Raw genomic sequence first — 20,822 nt, forward strand, 5'->3', positions numbered from 1 at the left:
CGGTGGTGGTGCCGCCGCCTCCGGGACGGGCCTTACCTCCGCCCGCCGTGCTCCGGCTCAGCGCAGGGCCGCGCCGAACATCGCGTCCGTGTACGGGGCGGACACGTCCTTCGGGCCGAACGCGAGGGCCGACCCGGTGGTCAGGCCGGTGGCCGTGCCGCCGAGGATCCAGACGGCCCCGTTGTCGCTGTTCTCGGTGGGGGAGCCGGCGGCGAGGTCGGCGTGGCCGTCGCCGTCGAGGTCCAGGAGGGCTGTGGCGGCGCCGAACCTGTCGTCCTTCTCGGCGACTCCGGGGACCCCGGCGGTGTTCTGGTGGAAGACCCGCGTGCCGGTGCCCGTGATACCGGAGGCGGTGCCGGGGACGAGGGCGACCGAGCCCGCGTCGGCGATGTCCTTGACATCCTCGTACGCGATGCCGAGGGCGAGGTCGGCGTATCCGTCGCCGGTGACGTCGGCGACGGAGACCGCCGAGCCGACCAGGTCGCCGGACTCCTGCGCGCCGGGGAAGCCGGGGAGGCCCTGGTCGAAGGTCTGCGTGTTCGCCCCGGACGGGCCGGTGGGGGAGCCGTAGGCCACCCGGACCTGGTCGGACCAGCCGTCCGCGCCCACGACCACGTCGTCGTAGCCGTCGCCGTTCACGTCGCCCACGCCCGTGCCCGCCGGATCGCGGCTCACGTCGTCGCCGGGCACCCAACCGCGGGTGAAGCCCGAACCGCCGCCCAGGAGAAGGCGGTTGCCCCAGGTGCCGTCGCCCGTGTAGTGCCACTGGACCAGGTCGTCCCGGCCGTCGCCGTTGACATCCCCGACCTGGCCGGAGACGACCGGGCCGGTGATGGAGGACGGGCCGTCCTCGCAGCCGCCGCCGCTCGCGCAGGAGGCGTCGTCCTCGTCCCAGCCCCACCACAGGGACTTGTCGAGGAGGTTGACTACGGCGGTGGGCTTGCCGGCACGGGATATCGGGCCCTTCCACAGGGCCGCCGGTGCGCCCTCGGGGTCGTCGCCGCCGACGGACCGGGCGGAGAAGAGCGCGAGGTCGGTCCTGCCGTCGCCGTCGAAGTCGCCCGCCTGCGGGGCCGCCCCGAACCCGGCGACGCTCGTACCGCCGGTCAGTCCGGCGGCCGACCCCCAGACGATCACGGAGCCCGCCGCACCGCCCGCGAGCACCAGGTCGCCGTAACCGTCCCGGTCCAGGTCACCCTTGGCGAACGTCGAACCGAAGCGCTGGTTCGCGGTGGCGGAGCCGGGCACGCCGCTCGTCGAACGGCTGAGGAGCTTCTTCTTCGTCGTGGAGATCCCGCTCTTCGACCCGTACATGACGGCCACATAGCCCGCCTTGGCCTTCCCGGACACCGTGGCGTTCGGGGCGGCTATGACCAGGTCGGCGTACCCGTCCCCGTTGAAGTCGTCCGCCACGCCCACGGACGGGGTGGCCGCCGAGGCGGGGCCGAGCGACCAGGCGGTCAGGCCCCCGGCCAGCAGCACCACCGCGGCCAGGGGTGCGCTCACTCGGGCTGTGCGGATACCGCGTCGTGCTCCTGCTCGTGACATGCACGTGCCTTTCGGGTCGGTGGGGTCCGGCGGGCGGAAGTTCCGCGTCCGTGTAGTAGTCCGACTCGAAGGGGGCTCCACCAGTTGTACGTCCGCATGTCATGAATGAGTAACCGACGGCACGCACACGGGGAGACCCCCGGCCGCCGGGCCGGGGGTTCGCACACGGGTGCCTACCAGATCGCCTCGACCCACTCCGGGTGGTCGATGAACGGGTTCCGGTTGCCCTGGTACCTGTCGTAGATGATCTCGTTGCGGCGCTCCTCGAAGGAGTCCGGCGGGTCCTCGTCGTTCCAGGTCTTCAGGACGGAGAGGCGGCCGTGGAAGCGGGTGCTTCCGTTGTTGACGGAGTCGTTGGGCTCCAGGTCGGGCCGGCCGTCGTCGCCCTCGTACCGGACCGCCATGTAGAGGATCATGCGGGCCACATCGCCCTTGACCGCGTCGCGGGGCTCGAAGGAGTTCGAGTCGGCGAGGCTGCCGCCGCTGTCCGTGAAGCTGCTGCCGCCGTTGTCGAAGTCCAGGTTGCCGCGCCGGGCGTTGACCCGTACGTCCTCGGCACGCACGTGGTGCAGGTCGGTGCCCGGACCGGCGGAGGTGCCGAAGCCGCCGTGGGACTGGGCCCACACGTGCTCGCGGTTCCAGTCGCCGGTCGAGCCGCCGTTCAGGGACTTGCTGCGGGAGATGCCGCTGTACAGCAGCTTCACGTTGCCGCTGTTGTCCGGGTCCTGGTCGGTGACCTTCAGCGCGTTCCAGACCGCGGAGTACGAGATCGTCGTCTGGTCGCTGATGATCGTGTGCAGCGAGGACTTCAGGGCCGTGCCGGTCTTGCCGATCGCGTTCGCGTAGTACGTGTCGTCGTACGCGGTCGTCGTCGCCGAGGCGGGAGCGGCGGTGGCCGTCGGCAGGACGACACCGACGAGCACGGCCGACGTCGCGAGTGCGACCGTCTTCCAACTGCGTATCCGCGCAGCGGGCATTGGGGTGTCCCTTCCCAGAGGGCCGCGCGGAACGGGGAGTTGCTGAGGGGAGCCTCGTTCTACGCGGGTTGACTATGTGGGTAACCGAGAGATTGGCATGGACGGGTCACTCGGTGTGTTACCGGGAAGGGGCGATTCGGTGACGTTATCGAAAACAGGGCAACCCTCGTGCCCCGACGGCCCCTCGGTGGCTCCATGTCGAGGGAAGACCCCGATTGACGTGGGGAATCAGGTGTGCTGCGCACATGCTGCGCTGGTCCGGTCCACCGAACGGTCGGAACCGAAGGCCGCCGCATCAGCGCGGCATCCGGAACCGCGGCCCGAATTCGTCTGAGCGGTTCCCGAGACGGCGAGCCCGGCGCGGGTCGCGTCCCGCCGGGTGGTGCAAGCGTCAAGGGCTTCACACTCCGGTCCCCGGCCCGCGACGATCTGTCCGGCGGACGCGGCCCCGCGAAGCGCCCCGGTGGAGCGGCGGAGGGGTCTCATCGGCGGCCGTATCCGACGCGAACTGCGCATGCCGGTCCGCTGATCGTCCACACCATCCGGCGGGACGCCGTCCCGGCGCGTCGGACAGGACTCAGTCCTTCAGGCGCTCCCGCAGTTCGTCGACATCGGCCAGGAACCACGTCTGCTGCCCGCGGTTGCACTCCCGGACGAAGTCGCGCAGGGACGAACTGGCAGTGGTGTGGCGGGACATGTCACCGACGACGGCGAGGCCGACGCGGTACTGGACGAACTTCTGGATGATGTCGCCGGCGACGCGGGTCCGCAGCCGGAAGAACGACTCGTCGAAGCGCTCGACGGGGACGACGACCCATGTGGCGCCCTGGTACCCGGCGTTGCCGATGAGATCCAGAGCGTCGCTCTCACGGGCGATCGTCTCCCCGTCGGGGGCGCACAGGAGAACGGGCACGTCGTGGATCGTCTGCAGGGTGGTCGTCATGGGGGTCGAGGCTACGTTCCGACCGGGCGCGCGGTCGACGCGATTTCGAGGCGGCGGGGACCGGTTCACGCTTCCCGTTCGGGACGCGGCCCCAGCAAGGCGATGAACGAGGCCCAGCTGGCCCGTGAGAGGGCAGGGCGGGGCCGTGGGGGTTCCTTGGAGTCACGGACGGGGCCGGCCAACTCCTCGACCACGCGGTCGACATACTCGCCGACCGCCGGGCGACCGCCCCACGACTCCGTTTCCTGCCGGCCCGGATGGTTGGGCTGTTCGTCCGAGAAGGGAACGCGCGTACAACTTTCGGCCGTCCTTGCGAGTCGACTGGTGTGGACGCGCCGCCGGCGTGCTCCTGTCGTTCCAGGGGATGGGAAGGTTTCATGACTCACCGGATAGCCCGGGTGGCTCGGGCGTCCAGACGGGCTCGCGTGCTCGCCGCGGGGGTCGGGGCGGGGCTGGTCGTCTCGTCGGTGGCGGTGGCGTTCGCGCCGGCCGCCGGGGCCGCGGGAGCGCAGGTCAGTTGTACGTCGAAGCGGGCGGGGCTGGCCGAGAAGCTGCAGGCGGACATCACGGCGGCGCTCGCGAAGCGGAAGGGGACCGTGGCGGTCGGGCTGCACGACCGGGTCACCGGCACGACGTGCACCCTGCGCGGCGGCACCGCCTTCGACTCCGCCAGCGTCGTGAAGGTGACCGTGCTCGCGGCGCTGTTGCACGACGCGAAGAAGAAGGGGCGGTATCTCACCGACCGGGAGGCCAAACTGGCCAACGCCATGATCACCAAGTCGGACAACGCCTCCACCAGCACACTGTGGAAGCAGCTCGGCCTGACGAAGGTCAAGGCGTTTCTCACGGCCGCCAAGATGACCCAGACCCAGCCAGGAGCGAACAACTACTGGGGGCTCACCCGGATCACCGTCCGGGACGAGCAGCGCCTGCTCGCGCTGCTCACCGCCAAGAACAGCGTCCTGAGCGACAACTCCCGCGCCTACATCCTCAAGCTGATGAACAAGGTCGTCACCTCGCAGCGCTGGGGGACCCCGGCCGGAGCGCCGTCGACCGTGAAGGCGCACGTCAAGAACGGGTGGCTGTCCCGGGCCACGCACGGCTGGCGGGTGCACAGCGTCGGCACGTTCAAGGGCGGCGGACGGGATTACACGATCACCGTCCTCACCCACGGCAACCCCGACATGAAGTACGGCGTCAACACCATCCAGGGTGTCGCCAAGGTCATCCACAAGGACCTCGTGCCCGTCACGGCGTCCTCGAGCACGCAGCGGTACGTGCCCACCGACCGGCCCGCGGAAGCGACCGTGCCGGTGCCGACGACCATCACGACCGGCGGCTGATATCGGGGACGTTCACGGCGAGGTCATCTCCGAGCACCGGTGTCGTCCTGCCATGACGCCACGCCCCAAGGCGGGCCGGGTCCGCTTCCGGATCTCCTGCGCGTGCTTGTACGGCGTCATCCGCCGCTCCGAGTACGACTTCACGCACGACGCGTCCACGACGCCGAGCTTGCCCGGCCGGGCAGTCCACGACCTCCCACGGTGCCGCCGGCGGATCACCTCCGAGGAACGTGTCGGCGTAGCGGACAGCGCGGATCCGCACCGTCATCCCGGGCGGTGCCCGTCGGACCGCCGCAGCGCGATCAGGCCGCGGTCGCCGTCCACGAGGAAGAAGCGCTCCAGCCCGGGGCGCGCGCGGGCACCTCACCGAAGGCCCTGTGGGCAGCGGCCTGCTCATCGGTCAGGAATTCCACCGGCACACCCGGACCAGTCCCCGCCGAGGGTGCGCCACGGGTGGCGGCACCTCGGGGCGGGCTCCGGCCCGGGGCCGTCGCCGACCGGTCCTACACCATGCGGACGTGGCTGGTGAGCCGGCCTTCCTCGTAGAGATGGAACGTCAGACCGACAGGGCCGCCGTGGGTCTTCCAGGAGGCGCCCGGGCCTTGTTCCCAGGGCATCAGGGCCGTCGAGGCGATGCTGGGCGCACACAGCAGCGGGCGCCCAGCGAAGGACGTCGTGGCCGCCGTGTGGGCGTGGCCGCAGAGCACGGCGGCCACGTGTGTGTGGCGTCGGAGCACCTCCGCCAGGGCGTCCGGTCCGCGCAGTCCGATGCGGTCGATGTACGGCAGGCCGAGCGGCGCGGGCGGATGGTGGAAGGCGACGAAGGCCGGCCGGTCGGGGGCGGCGGCGAGGGCGTCGTCCAGCCAGTCCAGTGTCACCGGTTCCAGCAGGCCCTCGGACCGGCCGGGTACCGAGGAGTCGCACATCAGCACCCGGACCCCGGCGACGTCCCGGACCTCGTTGACCGGCGCCGTACCACCGCCGCCGAGGAGCACCTCGCGGTACTGCGCACGGGCGTCGTGGTTGCCCGGGCACAGGAGCACCTCGTGGCGCTCGTACAGCGGGGCGAGGAGCTCGACGGCCTGGCGGTACTCCGCCACGGTGCCCCGGTCGGCGACGTCTCCGGTGACCAGCACGGCGTCCACCGTGCCGGGCAGTCCGGTCAGATGGGACACGGCCCGGCGCGTGCGCTCGGCGCTCTCCTCGGTGCCGTCCAGGTGCAGATCGCTGAGGTGGGCCAGTACCGTCACGCCTTCGCCTCCGCCTGGGGCGCCTTGTCCTGTCCGGGCTCCCCGACGTCCCGCCTGCCCGCCCGCCAGCGGGCCCAGGTGCCCAGGCACATGGCCAGGGAGATCGCGAGGACGCCGTAGAAGGTGTCCTGCGACTGGTGCAGCCGCGGGTCGACGTACTGGATCACGTAGGTGATGACCAGGTTCGTCCCGAACAGCATGGAGACCGTGATCGGCTCGGTCCGTACGATGCCCTGCTGGAGCAGGTACAGCGAGATGATCACGCCGACGAGGCTGATGGCGAGGATCGCGCCGACGTTGCCCGGGGAGTACGGGCCGAAGCTGCCGCGCACCACGAGGATGACGAAGGTCGTGACGATCAGGGCCACGAACCTGGAGGCCATCATCTGCCGCACCGACATCCCCGCGTCGCCGAGCCGCTTCGTGTAGTAGGTCACTCCCGACAGCGAGATGGTGGTCAGCACGCACATCACGATGCCGAAGACCAGCTGCCGGGTCGGCACATCCCCGATGGCCGACTCCCCATTGGAGGCCGTGACCAGCAAGTACGCCATGGCGACGATCATCGCTCCGGCCGCGACCAGTTCGAGCGGGAGTGCCTTCGTGCCGGGCCGGAGCTTGAAGCCGAGTGCGATGGTGACGGCCGGGCCCAGGCCGATGATCATCGAGTTGGCCATGGCCGGTTCGAAGACGGTGAACGCGTACAGCACCGCGATCCAGCAGACCGCGGTGGAGACGTTGAGCATCACCACGTCGGCGAGGCAGCGTTTCACCACGACCCTCAGCCCGCGCTTGTCGCGCAGGGTGAAGAAGTAGAAGGCCTGGGCCACCACGAAGGAGTGGAAGGCGATGAACTCCGGTGAGAGATCCTGGACCAGGGCGCCCTCGAACACCGACTTGGTCGAGTTGATGAGGCAGTAGCCCAGCACCAGCAGGGGACCGGCGGCCAGCGCGAGGCGGCGGCTAGACGACATCGTAGAACCCCTCGCCGTCCAGGTAACGGGCCGTCATGTAGTCGTGTGTGACAACGCCCTCCACCTCGTGCAGGAGGTGCACGAGCATCGGGTACGTGAGGTCGTTGACCGTCCGCGAGATCTCCTCGCCAGGCCGCACCTTCAACAGGACGTCGTGGAAGCTCTCCAGCGCGCGCAGGTCCGCCATCTTCGGCAGACCGACGAGCTTGCCCGCCTCGGGGGCGATCATGTTGACGCAGACCGCGTGCCGGGAGACCTCGTACTCGGTGTGCCTGCGTGCCTCGAAGGCCTCCGGGTCCGTGTACGCCAGCACCGTCCACTCCAGCTGGCTCTCGCCGATCGCCGCCCGGGTCAGCAGGGGGAGCATGGCGCCGCACACCCGGGCGCCGGTCTCGACCAGCCGGGGGCCCTGCGGGGTCAGTTTCAGCTCGGTGTGGGCCGGTCCGTTGCGGATGCCGAGCGCGTCCAGCACCGAGAACGCGTACTCCGTCAGCAGGTCCTGCTCCGGCCCCCGGCGAACCATCAGTGCCGACCCGCCGAGCAGGTCGCGTACGCCGTTTACCCCCAGATGCTGGGTCTTCCACACGTCGCACACGTAGTGCTCGCCGTCCAGGCTCACCGTGTTGACGTAGTACTCGGCGCCCACGAGGTACTCCTGGGCGACCACGGCGTCGTTGCGCAGCCCGAGCGCGCTATCCGCGCCGACGAGCGCTTCGAAGGCGGCCCGTACCTCACCGGCCGTGCCGCAGAATGACACTCCGTCGTTGAGCGCGCTGCGGACCGGCTTGAGGACCACGGTGCGGTCGTCCTCGCCGTACCAGTCCAGCAGCGTTGCCAGATCGGTGGCCAGGATCTGGTCGGCGGCGGGCACCCCGGCGGCCTTGACGGTCTCCATCATGCGGAACTTGTCCCGCCGGGCGGTGCTCAGCGCGGTGCCGTTGGTCCGCAGCCCCAGCGCCTCGCTGAGCGCGTCGGCCAGCTCGACACCGATCTCCGCCCCGGGCAGCAGTGCGACCGGGGCGTACGGGGCGACGGCGGCCAGCGTCCGAGCCGTGTCGCCGCGGTGCACCACGGTGGCGAGGAAGTCGCCCGGCCGGAACGACGAGCCGAAGACGTCTGGCGGCTGCTCCAGGCTCTGCACGTGCAGGCAGTCGTAACCGGCGTCGTGGAAGAGGGGTGCGAGGTGGCTGGCGGTGGAGTAGGCGTCGACTATCGCGACGACCGGCCGGTGGCTCTGAGGGGTACTCACGCTGGGGGTTCCTTTACCTGTGGGGCGGGGGTGGAGCGGAGGGGTGACGGTGACACGGACGGCGGCGGCTCTGCGGCTACGGGGCTGGTCAGCCCGCCCTGGCGTCCACAGGTGACTTCGCGTCACCCCTGTCCGGTGCCTGCGGTACGAATGCGCTGTCCGCGTCGAACGTCCCCCGGGAAACGGCCCGTTCCAGCCACCACCCGGCGATCTGCGAGGTGATGACCGCGGTGAGCACCAGGGTCGTGAAGAGCGACGCGTCGACGATCCCCGCGTCGAACGACACCGTGGCCAGCACGATGCCCGGGCCGCCCCGTGCGTTCAGCGCGACCGCGAGATCGAGCGACTCGCTCTTCGGCCGGTCCGAGAGCCGGGCCCCGGCGTACGCGCTCGTGGCCTTCGCCAGGCAGGCCACCAGGATGAATCCGGCGGTGAACCACAGGTCGAAGGAGTGCACCAGATCCAGCTTGAGGCCGACCGTCGCGAAATAGACGGGGATGAAGAACCCCGCGGCGAAACCGCGCAGCTGGCTCATGGAGCCGCCCTGCGCGCTCTCGCCGGTCATGCCGGACAGCAGCCCCACGACGAACGCGCCGAACATGGGAGCGACGCCCAGGAACACACAGCTCGCGGACACTGCCAGGAGCACAGCCATGCGTACGGCCACCGTGCCCGGCGGACGCTCGGCCGCGCCGGCCGTACCGCCCGCTCGGCGCCGCAGCGCCATGGCCACCAGCGTCATCAGCCCGAAGAAGGCCACCGAGGCCACCGAGTGGTAGACGGCGGAGGCGTTGGCCGACGTGACGCCCAGGGTGTGGGCAAGTCCGAAGCCGCCCTCCTCGCCGCCCGCGACCATGCCGAGCGCCACGGAGAGGACCACGTTCAGGATCACGTCCTCGACCACCGCGACCGACAGCACCACCCGGGCGAACCGGGTCCTGATGATGCGCAGGTCGAGCATGATCCGAGAGATCACCGGGATGCTGGTCACGGCGATCGCGCAGGCCAGGACCAGGGTGAGCGCGGAGACGTTGCCGGCCGGTCCGAGGAGGCTCTCGGTGCCGACGGCTCTGACGGCCAGCAGGCCGATCCCGAAGGGCACGGCCATACCGGTCAGGGCGATCATCGCGACGGACCGGCCGTCCTGCCGGGAGAAGACCCTGCGCATCTCCGCCCCCGCCGTGAACATCAGCAGGAGCATCCCGAGCTGGTAGACCAGCATGGTTCCGGAAGCCACCGGCCCCTCGTCGGGGAACAGCCAGGACTCGGCCCGGGGGAGCACCTGACCCAGCACCGTCGGCCCCAGCAGCAGCCCGCCGAGGATCTCACCGATCACGGGCGGCTGCCGGAACCGGGCGAAGAGCCTGCCCATGCCGTGCGCCGCGAACAGCAGGAGGGCGAGTGCCGCGAGGACACGGAAGAGTTCAGTCTGGGACACGGGCGTCCAGGCTGAACCGGGAGGCCACGGCGGAGGTGGAGCCCGTGTACTTGCCGTCGTAGCCGGCCGGCTCGCCCTGCATCGACCAGAACGCCAGCTTCCCGACCACCATCCCGGGATAGACCCGCACCGGGTGCGCGACCTTCATCTCCAGCGTCCACGGAAAGACCGCTCCGCTGTGCCCGAGCGGGGCCGAGAACTGGATCCAGATGCCGAGGGTCGAGGCGGACCGGCAGGCGTACAGGGTGGCCGCGTAGTGCGGGCTGCCCATCGCCTCCATGGTGCCGCCGAGGTAGAAGCGGCCCGGCTCGAGGACCATTCCCCCGGGACCCATCTTCAGGTGCTCGGCCTTCGGCGGCTCGAAGCAGTCGATCGCGTCCTGCTCGTACCGGAGGATGTCGTCGGCGAGCCGGAAGCCGTAGCTGTTCGGCTCCAGGCGCTCCGGGTCGAAGTCGTCGATGTGGATGCGCCCGGCGCGTACCTCGGACAGGATCTCGGGTCCGCTCAGAATCACAGCCAGCTCCCCAGCAGCGCGTGGACGGCCGACCGGTACGCCATCAGGTCCGCCCCGTTGTCGATCACGGCGTCCGGGGTGACCAGGCCGATCTCCCGGGTCGAGCGGTCGGCGCGGGACGGGTCCCCCCGGTCCTCCAGCCGCCGCAGGCGCACCTCTTCGTCGCAGGTGACGCGCAGGACGCGGAAGCCCTGCCCGCGCAGGGCCGGGGCGTCCACGTGCGGGTCGCGCAGGTCGTCGTTGACGACCAGGTCGGCGTCGGTGCCCGCCAGACGGGCGGTGAAGTCCGCGGCAAGCGAGTCGGGGCGGATGCGCCGCATCGCGTCGGCGAGCGCCTCCATGAGGACCTGGTCCTGCGCGCCGTCGTGGAGCTGCGCGCCGGCCTTCCGGTACACCTGCTCCTGGAGGTCGTACAACGGCTTGGCGAGCTTGATCCGGGCGTGGGTCAGGCCCTTGTCCCGGGCGTACTCCTCCATGAGGGAGGCACAGGTGGACTTGCCCGCACCCGCCAGGCCTATGACGGATATCCGCAGCGGGGATCGTCGGCCGGCCGTCATCGTGCGTTCTCCTTGCCGGTGGTCCGGGCCAGGACGGCGTCCGGATCGACGTCGAGAGTGCCCCGCAGCCGCACCATGTCCACGCTGCCGAGGACCGTGCGCAGTTCGGCCAGGCCCCGGTAGAACGCCGTGTAGTCGGGGACCAGGTAGGTCTGCCAGGTGAAGAACGTGGTGTCGACCTGGCGGTCCACGATCTTGTTCAGGTGCGCCCAGCGCTCGTTGCCGTCCGTCAGGTGCCGCACGGTCAGCGGCTCCCCGGGTACGACCTCGGGCAGCAGCAGCGCGGCCAGCCGCTTGGGCTCTGCCGTGAACTCCGCGCCGAGCCACGACTCGAAGACCTCGGGGTCCATCAGGATTTTGTGGCCGGGCTCGTACGTGTCGATCAGGGCGTCCACACCGTCGCGGACCATCTTCTCCAGACGCGCGTCGGCCCGGATCGTGCCCACCCCCACGTACGGGTAGTCGCGCCAGGGGTGGACGAGGATCTCGCCGTCCTCGATCGTGCAGAACAGCTTGTCCCCGGTGAAGTACTTCCAGCCCGGCCGGCGCAGCGCCGACAGCAGGGTGGTGGTCTTGCCCGCGCCCTTGGGACCGGCGATGATCACGGCCTCGCCGTCCCGGTGCAGGCCGGAGGCGTGCAGCACCACCGTGCCGAGGTCCTCCTCGTGCCGGATGACGAGATCGCGCACGAAGTCGAGGATCTGCACCGTGGACCGCTCGGTGATCCGGACCAGGAAGGTGCTGTCCTTCGCCGCGTCGGCCGGGGCGTCGAGCAGCGTGTCCCGGTTGACGTACCGCCGGCGGCCGTCGGTGTCGACGAGGTGCGCGTCGAAGTTGAACTCGGCGGCGTTGCTGCGCCGGATGACCGACTGCGGCAGCTCCCACACCTCGGGCGCGACGTCCGTGTCCGGGTCGTAGGAGTGTACGACGACCGAGAAGGTGACCTCGCCGGCCGGGGCCGGGGCCATCAGGTGCCGGAAGAAACGGCGGACGGGTTCGAACACGCCCTCCGCGTCATCGGCCACGTCGAACCGCACGGTGGTGTGCAGGAAGTTCAGGTAGACAGTCATGCTCAGGCGCTCTCCATCTACGCGGCGCAGGCCGTGAGGGCCCGCAGCAGCTCGTCGGCGTGGGCTTGGAAGGACTGGGACCAGATGGGGTCGAGCAACGGCGCGAGGCCGTCCACGCCCAGTTCGTAGGCGAGGACGAACGAGACCCGGGTACCGGCGCCGGCCGTGGTCAGGGACCACTCGCCCGACAGCCTTTCCAGGTCACCCGCCGTCTGCTCGAAGCACAGCCGCAGCCCCGGCCCGGCTGCCTCCCGCTGCCTCCAGGTCACCTCGCTGCCGTTGAGCAGAACGGTCCACTCGTGGATGCGGAAAGTCCTGTCCGGGTCGGACACCGGTCGGACGGCCACCACGTGCCGGGCCCGGGACGCGACGAGCGCACTGTCCTTGACCCGCGCCCACACCTCCTCCGGGGTACGCCCCTCAATCAGCGTGTCTGCCTGAATCTCAGGCACGGGCACCTCACTTCCGTGTCGCGGACGCTTTCAGGCGGCCTTCATGAGCGGGGCCAGGAACCCGATGTCGAGTCCGGCCGTCCGGGCGAGCTCCGCCCAGATCCGCAGGGTCCGCAGCATGTCCCGCTGCCCCTCGGCGACCAGCCGGTCGGGCAGCTCACCGGGGAAGCCGTCCAGCAGCCGCTCCCACAGCACGTAGATCTCCTCCACCGCGCAGCCGCCGCCACCGAACTCCTCGTGCAGGCCGAAGACGCCGGCCAGCTCGGGGCCGGTCGCGTCGACCACCTCGCGCATCCCGTACTCGAGCGCGAGCGCCAGGCAGTGCGCGTCGTCCACCGCGACCCGCCCCGCCAGACGCTGGTCGATGTCGAGCAGCTGCTCCAGGAAGCGCAGCTTCGCCGCCTGCTGCATCTGCGGCTGCTCGGTGCCCCCTTCGAGGTCCTCGACGTACGCCCGCCCTTCCGCCAGCATCAGCCAGGCGGCCTGCACCCAGACCTCGACGGCCTGCGGGCCCGCCATGACATGCCCGGCCCGTACCGAAGGAAAGGCTGTGAGCTCCCGGGCGCCGCGCGATGTACGCGGCGCCCGGCCGTGGTCCTCGGTCATGTCCGACCAGCCCCTGTCTGTCGTGGTGTGTGCTGTCATCGCCCGGCATCCCGGCCCTGGTAGCCGATCCGCAGCCGGGCCACGCCCGCCCGCAGCGCACGCAGCAGGGAGGCGGCGGCCGGCGCGTCGAGCGCGGACAGCTCGTCCAGGCCGACCGGGCCACGGGTGAACGGCAGATCCGATTCGGTGCCGACCCCGGGCAGCACGACACCGCTGTCCGCCCCCAGCACAGCCGCCGCACCGGGCAGGAAGGCGCGCACCCGGCCGGTGATCTCGACTTCCACCGTGACGGCCCGGGCGGTGCCGGTGGCCCGTACCGCCTCCAGGGCCAGCTCCGCGTACGGTGCCGCCACCGGCTCACCGGCCAGGGCCGGGCCGAGCAAGGTGTGCACGTCCTTGCGGAGCCTTTCCAGGCCGACGGCCACCGTCCGGAGGCTCTCGTCGTGCCATCCGCCCTCAGTCATCAGCCGCGTCCAGCGCAGTACGTACCACTTGCGGGTGGTGTACACGTCGCCGTGGTGCGAGAGCAGGCCGTCCATCAGGTGCAGCAGCACGTTGTACGCGTAGCCCACACGCCCCCGTGTCTCGCCCGCGGTCTCGGCCAGCGTGGTGTGCACGACCTGCTCGATGGCGGTGTGCAGGGCGGCCCGGCTCCAGACCCGGCTGAGGGAGGGCAGCCACCCCAGGTACGGCGCGGAGCCGTCCATCGTGATGCCGTTGACGATGCGCTCGGTCTGCTTGCGGCGTGGTTCGCGCTGCTTGTCCCACGCGCGGAAGCCCGCCACGGTCCGCTCCGCCGGGAGGTCGGCGAGCCGGTCCAGTTCGTCGAGATTCGAGGCGAGTTCGGCCTCGCTGAAGGACACGACCTCCAGGTGGTGACCGTTCTCGAAGATCTTGGTGGATATCCGGGGGCCGTCGATCGCGGCCTCCTGGATCCGGATGAAGTCCAGGTCGCTGGTCGGGTTGGCCAGTCCGTGCACGGGGGAACTGGTCAGCAGCAGCAGACCCGCGCCGACGCGTTCGCGCATCAGCTCCGACAGCCACACGGGGTCCAGGTCCCGGCTCCCCAGGAAGGCCGTCACCTGCGCGTGGCGGCGAGCTGTCAGCTTGTCGGGGGAAAGGCCATGGGGAAAGCCGGACGGCATATCCATCATCTTTTCGTCGGTCGGTTCGAGAGGGCCGTTGCGGTACAGGGCCGCGGGGCCCGGGCCCAGGCCCAGCTGGCCGAGAACCAGGGCGGCCGGCAGGGTGTTGTCGACAGAACCCGCCGCGGTGCCGGATCCGATACCGGGGCCGACCGCCGCGTGGACCGCGTGGAGCCTGCTGTCCCCGGTGTTGACCACATGGGCCCCGGTCTTGGCGACCCGCCGCACCGTCGGGCCCTCCCCGAGCAGCTGGGCGCTCGGCTGGTAGTCGTCGGCCAGGGCGACATAAGCCACCCCCGCGTCCGCCTGCGCACCGGCGAGTGGCTCCCCGTCGCGGTCGAGGAAGCCGGCCACCACGGGGCGGCCCGTCTCGGGGTCGGTGATCGAGGACAGGACGGCCCGCGCGCGCGACATGACCTGGCGGACCCGCACGGGATCGTCGGCCGCGCCCTCGGCGACCCACAGGGAGCCGTTGTTCGCCGGGTGGTAGAAGACCTGGGAACCGGCCGGGTCCAGGGCCCCGTCGGCATCGCGCGCCGCCAGGCCCGCGCGCACCAACTGGTCGTTCAGATACACCAGATGGGTGCTGCCGACCATGCCGTGGTCGGCGCCGAGCACCACGGTGTCCTCCGCGCCGGCCCGGTCCAGGACCCGCCCGAGAATCGCGTCCGACCAGGTGTAGCAGCGCCGGATGTACGACCACACCCGCGCGGACATGTCCGGGCGGTAGGCCGCGCTCCGCTCGTCGCACCAGCCCAGGAACTCATGGCCCACGTCGTCGGTCATCGGCAGGTAGACGACCACCAGATCGGCGTCGTGCGTCTCCAGGACCGCGTCGGTCGCGGCGCCGAAGGACCGGGCCACGCACTCCACGGAGGAGAGGAAGACCTCCTCGGCCGAGCCGTCCCCGCCTTCGGCCAGCCGGGGACCGAACGCCGCCCGGCGGTAGAGCGGACCCACCCCTTCGCCCGCGAAAGGCGGGCACTGCGCCAAGCGGTGCAGCATCTTCGGGTTACGCCCTGCGGTACGCGCCCGCCAGACCCCCGTGTGCACCAGCATCAGCCGCTCGGCCACCCGGACACAACGCATCCACGTGCCGTGGTACCGGTCCAGGCCGAAGGGCTGCCACCCGCCGTCCGGAGAGAGCAGCAGGTGCTCGCCGGCATCGACCCGCACCCGCTCCGATCCGTCCGGGCTCCGCTCGACGGCGGCATCCACGCGGTACGCGCCGATGTCCCAGTGCTGTAATCCGGCACCCGGTTCCAGCATGTGCAGTGCGTGCCGGGTCCGCCGGCCGCTGTACGCCTCCACCGCGCCGTCGACGTGCGGTCCGACGCGGCCGTCGGCTCCGAAGACCCAGGGAACGTGGACCAGCGCGCTGGTCAGGTCGTTCTCGGACATCGCCTCCCACACCGGCGGAGTGGCCGGGAATCCCGGCGCGAAGCCGCTGACCTGGCTGGCGACCCCCTGCCCCGCACCCGGCACGGTGAATCCGGTGACCTGGTGTTCGGCCGGCCAGGTTCCGGTGAACAAGGTCGCGAGGGAGGGCGGCGTCTGGCAGTTGGGGCGCGCGGGGCGTGCCGCGCCGAAGACACCGCGCTCCCGGATGCGTGTGACGGCGGGCAGCGCGCCCTCACGTTCCAGTCGGTCCACGACCCAGTGCGCCCCGGCGTCCCAGACCACCCAGTACACGGTCACGCGACGCCCCACTCCCGGACGAGCCGCGGCAGTCCCGCCACGGAGTCCAGCTCGTGGGTGGCCTGCCCGGTCAGACCTTCCGCCCGCTGGTCCTCGTACTTGCCCGTCCGCACCTGGACGGTCGGGCACCCGGCGGCGCGGCCGCCCGTGATGTCCGTCGTGGCGTCGTCACCGACGACCACGCACGCGGCGGCCGGCACACCGAGGGACGCGGCCGCGAGTTCGAAGAAGTCGGTGGCCGGCTTCCCCAGCACCCTCGCCTCCGTTCCGGAGGCGTACGTGACCGCCGCGACCACCGCGCCGGTGTCCAGGTGGTCCCCGTCGGGCCGCTTGAAGTAGCGGCCCGTCTGCAGGGCGAGCAGCTGTGCCCCGTCCCGTACGGCCCTGAACGCCCCGTCGAGCGAGGCGTAGTCCAGGGTGTCCCGGCAGTCGCCGATCAGCACATGGCTGTACGGGGGTTCGCCGGTCAGGGTCGGCAGCACCTCGCGCAGTTCACGCGAGACCAGCGGGTAGGTGCGGGCGCCCGCGGCGGTCAGCAGCCGTGCGGCCGCCACCACCGGTGTGAACAGTTCCTCCGCCGCCACCGTGAGCCCGTACCCGGCCAGTTCCGCCTGGATCCGCTCGGCGGGCTTGGAGTCGGTGTTGGTCAGGAAGCGCAGTCCCACCCCAAGCTCACGCAGGGCGTCCACCGCCTCCGCCGCGCCGTCGACCACGGCGCCCCGGGCGTACAGGGTTCCCTCCAGGTCGAGCAGGACCGCTCGCACCGCAGCGTCCGTCATCAGCCGACCTCTCGCGCCAGCTCGGGGCGGGCCGCGACGGCGTCCTTGAGGAAGGTGCGCTTGGAGTAGAAACCGCGCTGGTCGTTGAGGCCGCGCGCCCGCAGGAACGCCTCCAGCCAGACAGCGATCTCGTCCATCTCGGCCAGCACCGCGGCCGGGTCGGGCTCGACGGTGACCCGACTGCGCAGGTACTCCAGCTCGCACTGGTTGAGCGTCACCTCGCGGGCCTCGACCAGGCTGCAGTGGTCGAAGAAGACACCGTAGACGTGCCCGGTGCGCACCGACTCGAAGTTGACGTCGTAGCGGACCCGGCGGAAGGACGGCAGGCGGACGGCCTCGACCTTCAGCTCCTGGAGGATGTGGCGCTCGAAGCCGCCGTCGTCTGCCAGGTCGAGCCCGTACGTGTGGCTCTCCCTGCGGTCGAAGGTGTCCTCGGCATACCACTTCCGCTTGAGCAGGTGCTTGCCGTCGGTGGTGGGGATGAAGGAGGCGTAGCCGAGTTCCGCCTCGGTGGGGCCGGTGACCTCGAAGAGGTGGTTGAGGTAGTCCCAGGCCTGGAACTCGTCACGGTATTCCATGATGTAGTCCGGGAGTTCGGCGTTCAGCAGGCTCTGGTACAGCTCGACCGTCAGCGTCCAGACGTCCACCGGCGCAGTCAGCGTGTACTTGTACTCGAGTTCCTTCCCGCTGAAGCACTTGCGGTAGTAACGCTGGTGGTTGTTGAGGAAGAGGAAGCTCTCCGCGTGCAGCCGGACCGCGTCCGGCAGCCACCCCAGCGCCTCGACGCCGGCCGTGGCCACGGCCGTCGGTGTGACGCGGATGAAGCAGGCGTCCTCGTCCAGGAAGCGGATCTGGCTGTGCACATGGGCCCGGTCACCGTCCGCGGTGACGTAGAACAGCGGCACGACCGGCCCGGCGGGCAGACCGGTGACCTCGGTCACCGCCTCGCGCAGGGCGTGGCCCACCAGCATGCCGGGGAAGAGCTCGTCGCCGCGTGCCTTCGCCGTGTGGTGACGGGTCCCGTCGACGGTACGGACCGACAGCTCCAGTGGCCCGAGACGGTCCCAGCGCAGGACGACCGTGTTGCTCGGGAAGTGCTGTTCCACCGGGGCGCCGAGTTCCACGAGGACCACGGGGTCGGTGCCCGCGAGCGGGGCCGTGCCGTTGAGGAGGTGCAGCCCGCCCAGGACCAGCCAGGACCGCCGCACGGCCGGAGCGGTCGCGCACGCGGTGGGTGTGGTGGTGTCGCTCACGGCCGTTCTCCCTTGTGGCTGGTCGTCGCGACAGCGCCGTCGCTGATCACCGCCTCGGCCCCTGAGATCCCGGCGGCGGTCACTGCGGGGATCCCGGCCTCGCGCAGCAGGATCGCCAGGTGCCCCAGCGCGGAGCCCTGGTCGAAGACGAATCCGGCGACGTGGTCGAGGAGGACGGAGAGCACCGCGTACGGCCGCGCGGCGCTGATCACGGGCTTCTCGTCGTACGACGTGACCAGATCGAGGATCCGGGCGAGGCCTTCGTGCTCGGTGACGTCCTGGGACTTGTCGATGCTCACGGCCGGGCCGATGGAGAGGCGGCGCAGGGTCGCGTCGTCGTCCAGGCGCAGGAGCGGCCCCCGGGCCGTGCCGGGTGAGATGCAGACCTCTCCCAGCGCGACCGAGACGGTGTCGTCGCCGCCGAGCACCGAGTAGTCGACGAAGTACAGCGTGCCGCGGTCGAAGACCCATTCGAGGGTCACCGGCCCGTGCCTGGCGTGCATGACCGCCGTGAAGCGGGCCAGTTCGTCGAGGTGAGGGCGCAGAACTTCCCCGCCGGCGGGGCAGGTCACGTTCGCCGTGTCGTCGAATCCCGCCGCCACGTCCGTGACGATGACGGCCTCACCGCCCGCGGTGCCGCGGTTCAGGGCCATCAAGCCCTCGTCGGTGTACTCGACGATGAGTCCGCTCTCGCCCGCCTCGCGGGAGATCACGCCGAGCTCGCCGCGTATGAAGTCGCGCACGATCACCGTGTGCAGGCTCGTGCCGTCCGCGCTCGCTCCGGTGGTGACGGCGAGCTGGCGCGGCACCTCCTCCTTGGGCACCACGATCTGGCGCAGGGTGTCGCCGAAGTCCAGTACGCACTCGTCGGTGCCGCCCGAGAGCGTGCCGCGCAGGGCGGATCCGCCGTCGGCGCCGTGCAGGCCCAGGCCGTTGAAGCGGATGACCCACCCCGCCCCGGTGGACACTCCGTGTTCGTGGGCCAGCCGGTGCGCGGGTCCGCGCTTGGCGGCGTAGCCGCTGTGGACGGCGGCCACCGCACCGAGGCCGAAGCCGGCGGGGAGCTCGTCGACGTACAGCCGGTGCGCCTCGACGACCGGTTCGACGGAGCCGTGGGACTCGCGGGACGCGGTGAGCGGGCGTACCTGGACGAGGTGGACGCCGTCGGCGTCGGCCGCCCACTCGATGTCCACGTCCTGCTCGCGGCTCTCGCGCAGGCGCCGGGCCAGGCCCACGACGTCAAGGAGGACCTCGTGTTCGGCTGCACCGCGCTGGGCCGGTCCTTCGGCCAGCTCGGCCGAGTCGGTGCGTCGCGGCACGGCGACACCGGCGACGAGCTCGTCGGCGAGACCCTCGACGTACTCGACGGACACCCGGTCGCCGTCGCCGTCGAGGCCGGTGAACGCGACGCCGGCGAAGGACGGGTGGACGAGCTTCTGCACGATCACGGCAAGGCGGGGGGCCGGGGAGAAGTGGCCGGCCCGGATGCGGGCGGCGACGGCCGGGGCCTCGTAGTACGAGCGCCAGCACTGCTCGACGGCCTCGATCACGGCGTCGACGCCGCTGACACCTAGGACGGACTGGTGGATCCCGGCGAGACTGGAGCCCTCGGTGTCCTCGTCCAGACCCGAGGACCGCACGGCCAGTTCGGTCTCCGTGTCCGCGGAGCGCGGGAACATCTCGTGCACCCGGGCGGCCAGCAGCTTCCGGACCTGCGCGGGAACACGGATCTCGGCGCCGATCTTCTGGATCTTGGCCACGGAGTCGGTGAAGAAGGCGCCGACAGTGGCCTTCAGGTCCCCGAAGGCGTCGGCGAGTGCGGCGTTCTGCTCGGCGGTGAGCGCGTCGGTGAACTCGCCGGCGGGCACGCAGAAGGCGGGCGGCACACGGAAGTCGTGGCTGGAGGCGGCGAGCTGGGAGAACTTGGGGCCCACCTCGCTCGCGTCGAAGCTCGCACCGAGCCCGGGGAAGCGCTGGCGGGCGAACTGCTTGTCGAAGTCGATGTGGATGTCGCTGGAACGGGGGCCGACGGACCCCTGGTACTTGCCGTCGTAGAGGACGATCTCGCCCTGCGGGCGCCACCACATCATCTGGCCGATGTTGATTCCGGGATACACCCGGACCCGGTTCATGGTGTAGAGCTGCAGTGTCCACTGGCCGGTGTAACCGATGTCCCCCAGACTGGCGGACAGGTTGATGAAGATACCGAGCCGGGCGACCGAGGAGCGCGCCGCGAAGGTGGGCGCGTAGTGCTCGCTGCCCAGCACCTCGATGGTGTGGGCGAGATAGAGCCGGCCCGGTTCCAGGACATAACCGTCGTCCGGGATCTCGATCTCTTCGAAGTCGTTCGTACGCCGGGCATCCAGCGGCATGCCCTGGTAGGTCCGCAGGGTCTTGCCGAGACGGAAGTTGTAGCTGTTGGGGTTGACCTGCTCCGGCGTGAACGGCTCGATGGTGATACGGCCATTCGTCCGTTCTCGCTCGATTTCGGCACCGGTCAGAATCATGGGACGTCCCGTTCGCTCGTTCTCGACAGAAGGTGTGAAGAGCCTCGGATGGCCGACGCGAAGACCGGCCGAAGGAGCGTCAGCCCCAGTCGGTGCCGAAGGCGCCGCCCGCGCTCGTGTCCGCGCCGCCGCAGGTCCCGATCACTCGGCCAAGGCCCGGCCGACGAGAACCGTTTCACGTAAAACGTTCATGAATCCGCCTTGCCTGTGTGTTGAATCTGGTTCATCTGCCTACCGCGGACACTCCTTGCGGGAATGGGCGGCGGGATGAATCACCATGCCAGATCTTGCAGACGTATGAGCGGGCAGAATGGATCAGCAAGCTGCATGGCAGCTTGCTGCCACGCCACGTAGAGGGGGAAAGATGGAAAATGTCGCCAATACGGACAAAGGTAGAGCACCGCAGGAAATCCTCCAGTCCGTGTATGAATATGCTCTGCAATGCGCCTCGGGGGATGCGTTATCGGCCAATTCCGTCAGTGTGAATACCGGCCTGCCCCTCGCAGACGTCAGTGACGC

Annotated in this window: 17 protein-coding genes; 1 reads left to right on the forward strand and 16 read right to left on the reverse strand. The window is 70.5% G+C overall.

The window, feature by feature from the left end; translation table 11 throughout:
* Positions 1–57 precede the first annotated feature (57 nt).
* The 3 genes from WBG99_RS23210 to WBG99_RS23220 all read right to left on the reverse strand — a co-directional run bounded on the left by WBG99_RS23210 (position 58) and on the right by WBG99_RS23220 (position 3,468).
* Positions 58–1,548 (reverse strand): hypothetical protein, encoded by a 1,491-nt coding sequence (locus WBG99_RS23210; protein WP_338898155.1) that lies wholly within the window; start codon positions 1,546–1,548, stop codon positions 58–60.
* 173 nt (positions 1,549–1,721) lie between these two features.
* Entirely contained in the window at positions 1,722–2,525 is an 804-nt protein-coding gene (locus WBG99_RS23215; RefSeq protein WP_338898156.1) for an endonuclease, read from the reverse strand.
* A gap of 577 nt (positions 2,526–3,102) precedes the next feature.
* Positions 3,103–3,468 carry a DUF4180 domain-containing protein gene (locus tag WBG99_RS23220; protein WP_338898157.1) on the reverse strand — a complete coding sequence of 122 codons (366 nt, stop codon included), beginning with the start codon at positions 3,466–3,468 and terminating at the stop codon, positions 3,103–3,105.
* Between the two features lie 377 nt (positions 3,469–3,845).
* Here WBG99_RS23220 and WBG99_RS23225 point away from each other — a divergent pair, with 377 nt between their 5' ends.
* A complete protein-coding gene (locus WBG99_RS23225) occupies positions 3,846–4,811 on the forward strand; it encodes a serine hydrolase (protein ID WP_338898158.1) in 966 nt (321 codons plus the stop codon).
* A gap of 503 nt (positions 4,812–5,314) precedes the next feature.
* Here the strand turns inward: WBG99_RS23225 and WBG99_RS23230 are convergent.
* The 13 genes from WBG99_RS23230 to WBG99_RS23290 all read right to left on the reverse strand — a co-directional run bounded on the left by WBG99_RS23230 (position 5,315) and on the right by WBG99_RS23290 (position 20,303).
* On the reverse strand, positions 5,315–6,061 hold the full coding sequence (locus WBG99_RS23230; protein WP_338898159.1) for a phosphodiesterase: 747 nt from the start codon (positions 6,059–6,061) through the stop codon (positions 5,315–5,317).
* Entirely contained in the window at positions 6,058–7,035 is a 978-nt protein-coding gene (locus WBG99_RS23235) for a DMT family transporter (RefSeq protein ID WP_338898160.1), read from the reverse strand. Before WBG99_RS23235 ends, WBG99_RS23230 begins: the two co-directional genes overlap by 4 nt.
* On the reverse strand, positions 7,025–8,284 hold the full coding sequence (locus WBG99_RS23240; RefSeq protein WP_338898161.1) for an ATP-grasp domain-containing protein: 1,260 nt from the start codon (positions 8,282–8,284) through the stop codon (positions 7,025–7,027). The genes WBG99_RS23235 and WBG99_RS23240 overlap by 11 nt, the downstream gene beginning before the upstream one ends.
* Before the next feature lie 88 nt (positions 8,285–8,372).
* Positions 8,373–9,722 carry a cation:proton antiporter gene (locus WBG99_RS23245; protein WP_338898162.1) on the reverse strand — a complete coding sequence of 450 codons (1,350 nt, stop codon included), beginning with the start codon at positions 9,720–9,722 and terminating at the stop codon, positions 8,373–8,375.
* Positions 9,709–10,236, reverse strand: coding sequence for a deoxycytidine triphosphate deaminase (locus tag WBG99_RS23250; RefSeq protein WP_338898163.1), 528 nt, complete (start codon positions 10,234–10,236; stop codon positions 9,709–9,711). Before WBG99_RS23250 ends, WBG99_RS23245 begins: the two co-directional genes overlap by 14 nt.
* A complete protein-coding gene (locus WBG99_RS23255) occupies positions 10,233–10,793 on the reverse strand; it encodes a hypothetical protein (RefSeq protein WP_338898164.1) in 561 nt (186 codons plus the stop codon). The genes WBG99_RS23250 and WBG99_RS23255 overlap by 4 nt, the downstream gene beginning before the upstream one ends.
* Positions 10,790–11,863: a hypothetical protein gene (locus WBG99_RS23260; protein WP_338898165.1), complete on the reverse strand. Its 1,074-nt coding sequence runs from the start codon at positions 11,861–11,863 to the stop codon at positions 10,790–10,792. Before WBG99_RS23260 ends, WBG99_RS23255 begins: the two co-directional genes overlap by 4 nt.
* Before the next feature lie 17 nt (positions 11,864–11,880).
* Entirely contained in the window at positions 11,881–12,315 is a 435-nt protein-coding gene (locus WBG99_RS23265) for an SRPBCC family protein (protein ID WP_338898166.1), read from the reverse strand.
* Positions 12,316–12,345: 30 nt separating this feature from the next.
* Positions 12,346–12,921 (reverse strand): DUF6031 family protein, encoded by a 576-nt coding sequence (locus tag WBG99_RS23270; protein WP_338898167.1) that lies wholly within the window; start codon positions 12,919–12,921, stop codon positions 12,346–12,348.
* A 35-nt stretch (positions 12,922–12,956) separates the two neighbouring features.
* Positions 12,957–15,764: a DUF6001 family protein gene (locus WBG99_RS23275; protein WP_338898168.1), complete on the reverse strand. Its 2,808-nt coding sequence runs from the start codon at positions 15,762–15,764 to the stop codon at positions 12,957–12,959.
* Entirely contained in the window at positions 15,761–16,543 is a 783-nt protein-coding gene (locus WBG99_RS23280; RefSeq protein ID WP_338898169.1) for an HAD hydrolase-like protein, read from the reverse strand. The genes WBG99_RS23275 and WBG99_RS23280 overlap by 4 nt, the downstream gene beginning before the upstream one ends.
* Positions 16,543–17,796, reverse strand: coding sequence for a hypothetical protein (locus tag WBG99_RS23285; RefSeq protein ID WP_338898170.1), 1,254 nt, complete (start codon positions 17,794–17,796; stop codon positions 16,543–16,545). The genes WBG99_RS23280 and WBG99_RS23285 overlap by 1 nt, the downstream gene beginning before the upstream one ends.
* A complete protein-coding gene (locus tag WBG99_RS23290; protein ID WP_338898171.1) occupies positions 17,793–20,303 on the reverse strand; it encodes a PEP/pyruvate-binding domain-containing protein in 2,511 nt (836 codons plus the stop codon). The genes WBG99_RS23285 and WBG99_RS23290 overlap by 4 nt, the downstream gene beginning before the upstream one ends.
* Between the last annotated feature and the right edge of the window lie 519 nt (positions 20,304–20,822).

It is taken from the genome of Streptomyces sp. TG1A-60, from assembly GCF_037201975.1.
Taxonomy (GTDB): Bacteria; Actinomycetota; Actinomycetes; order Streptomycetales; family Streptomycetaceae; genus Streptomyces.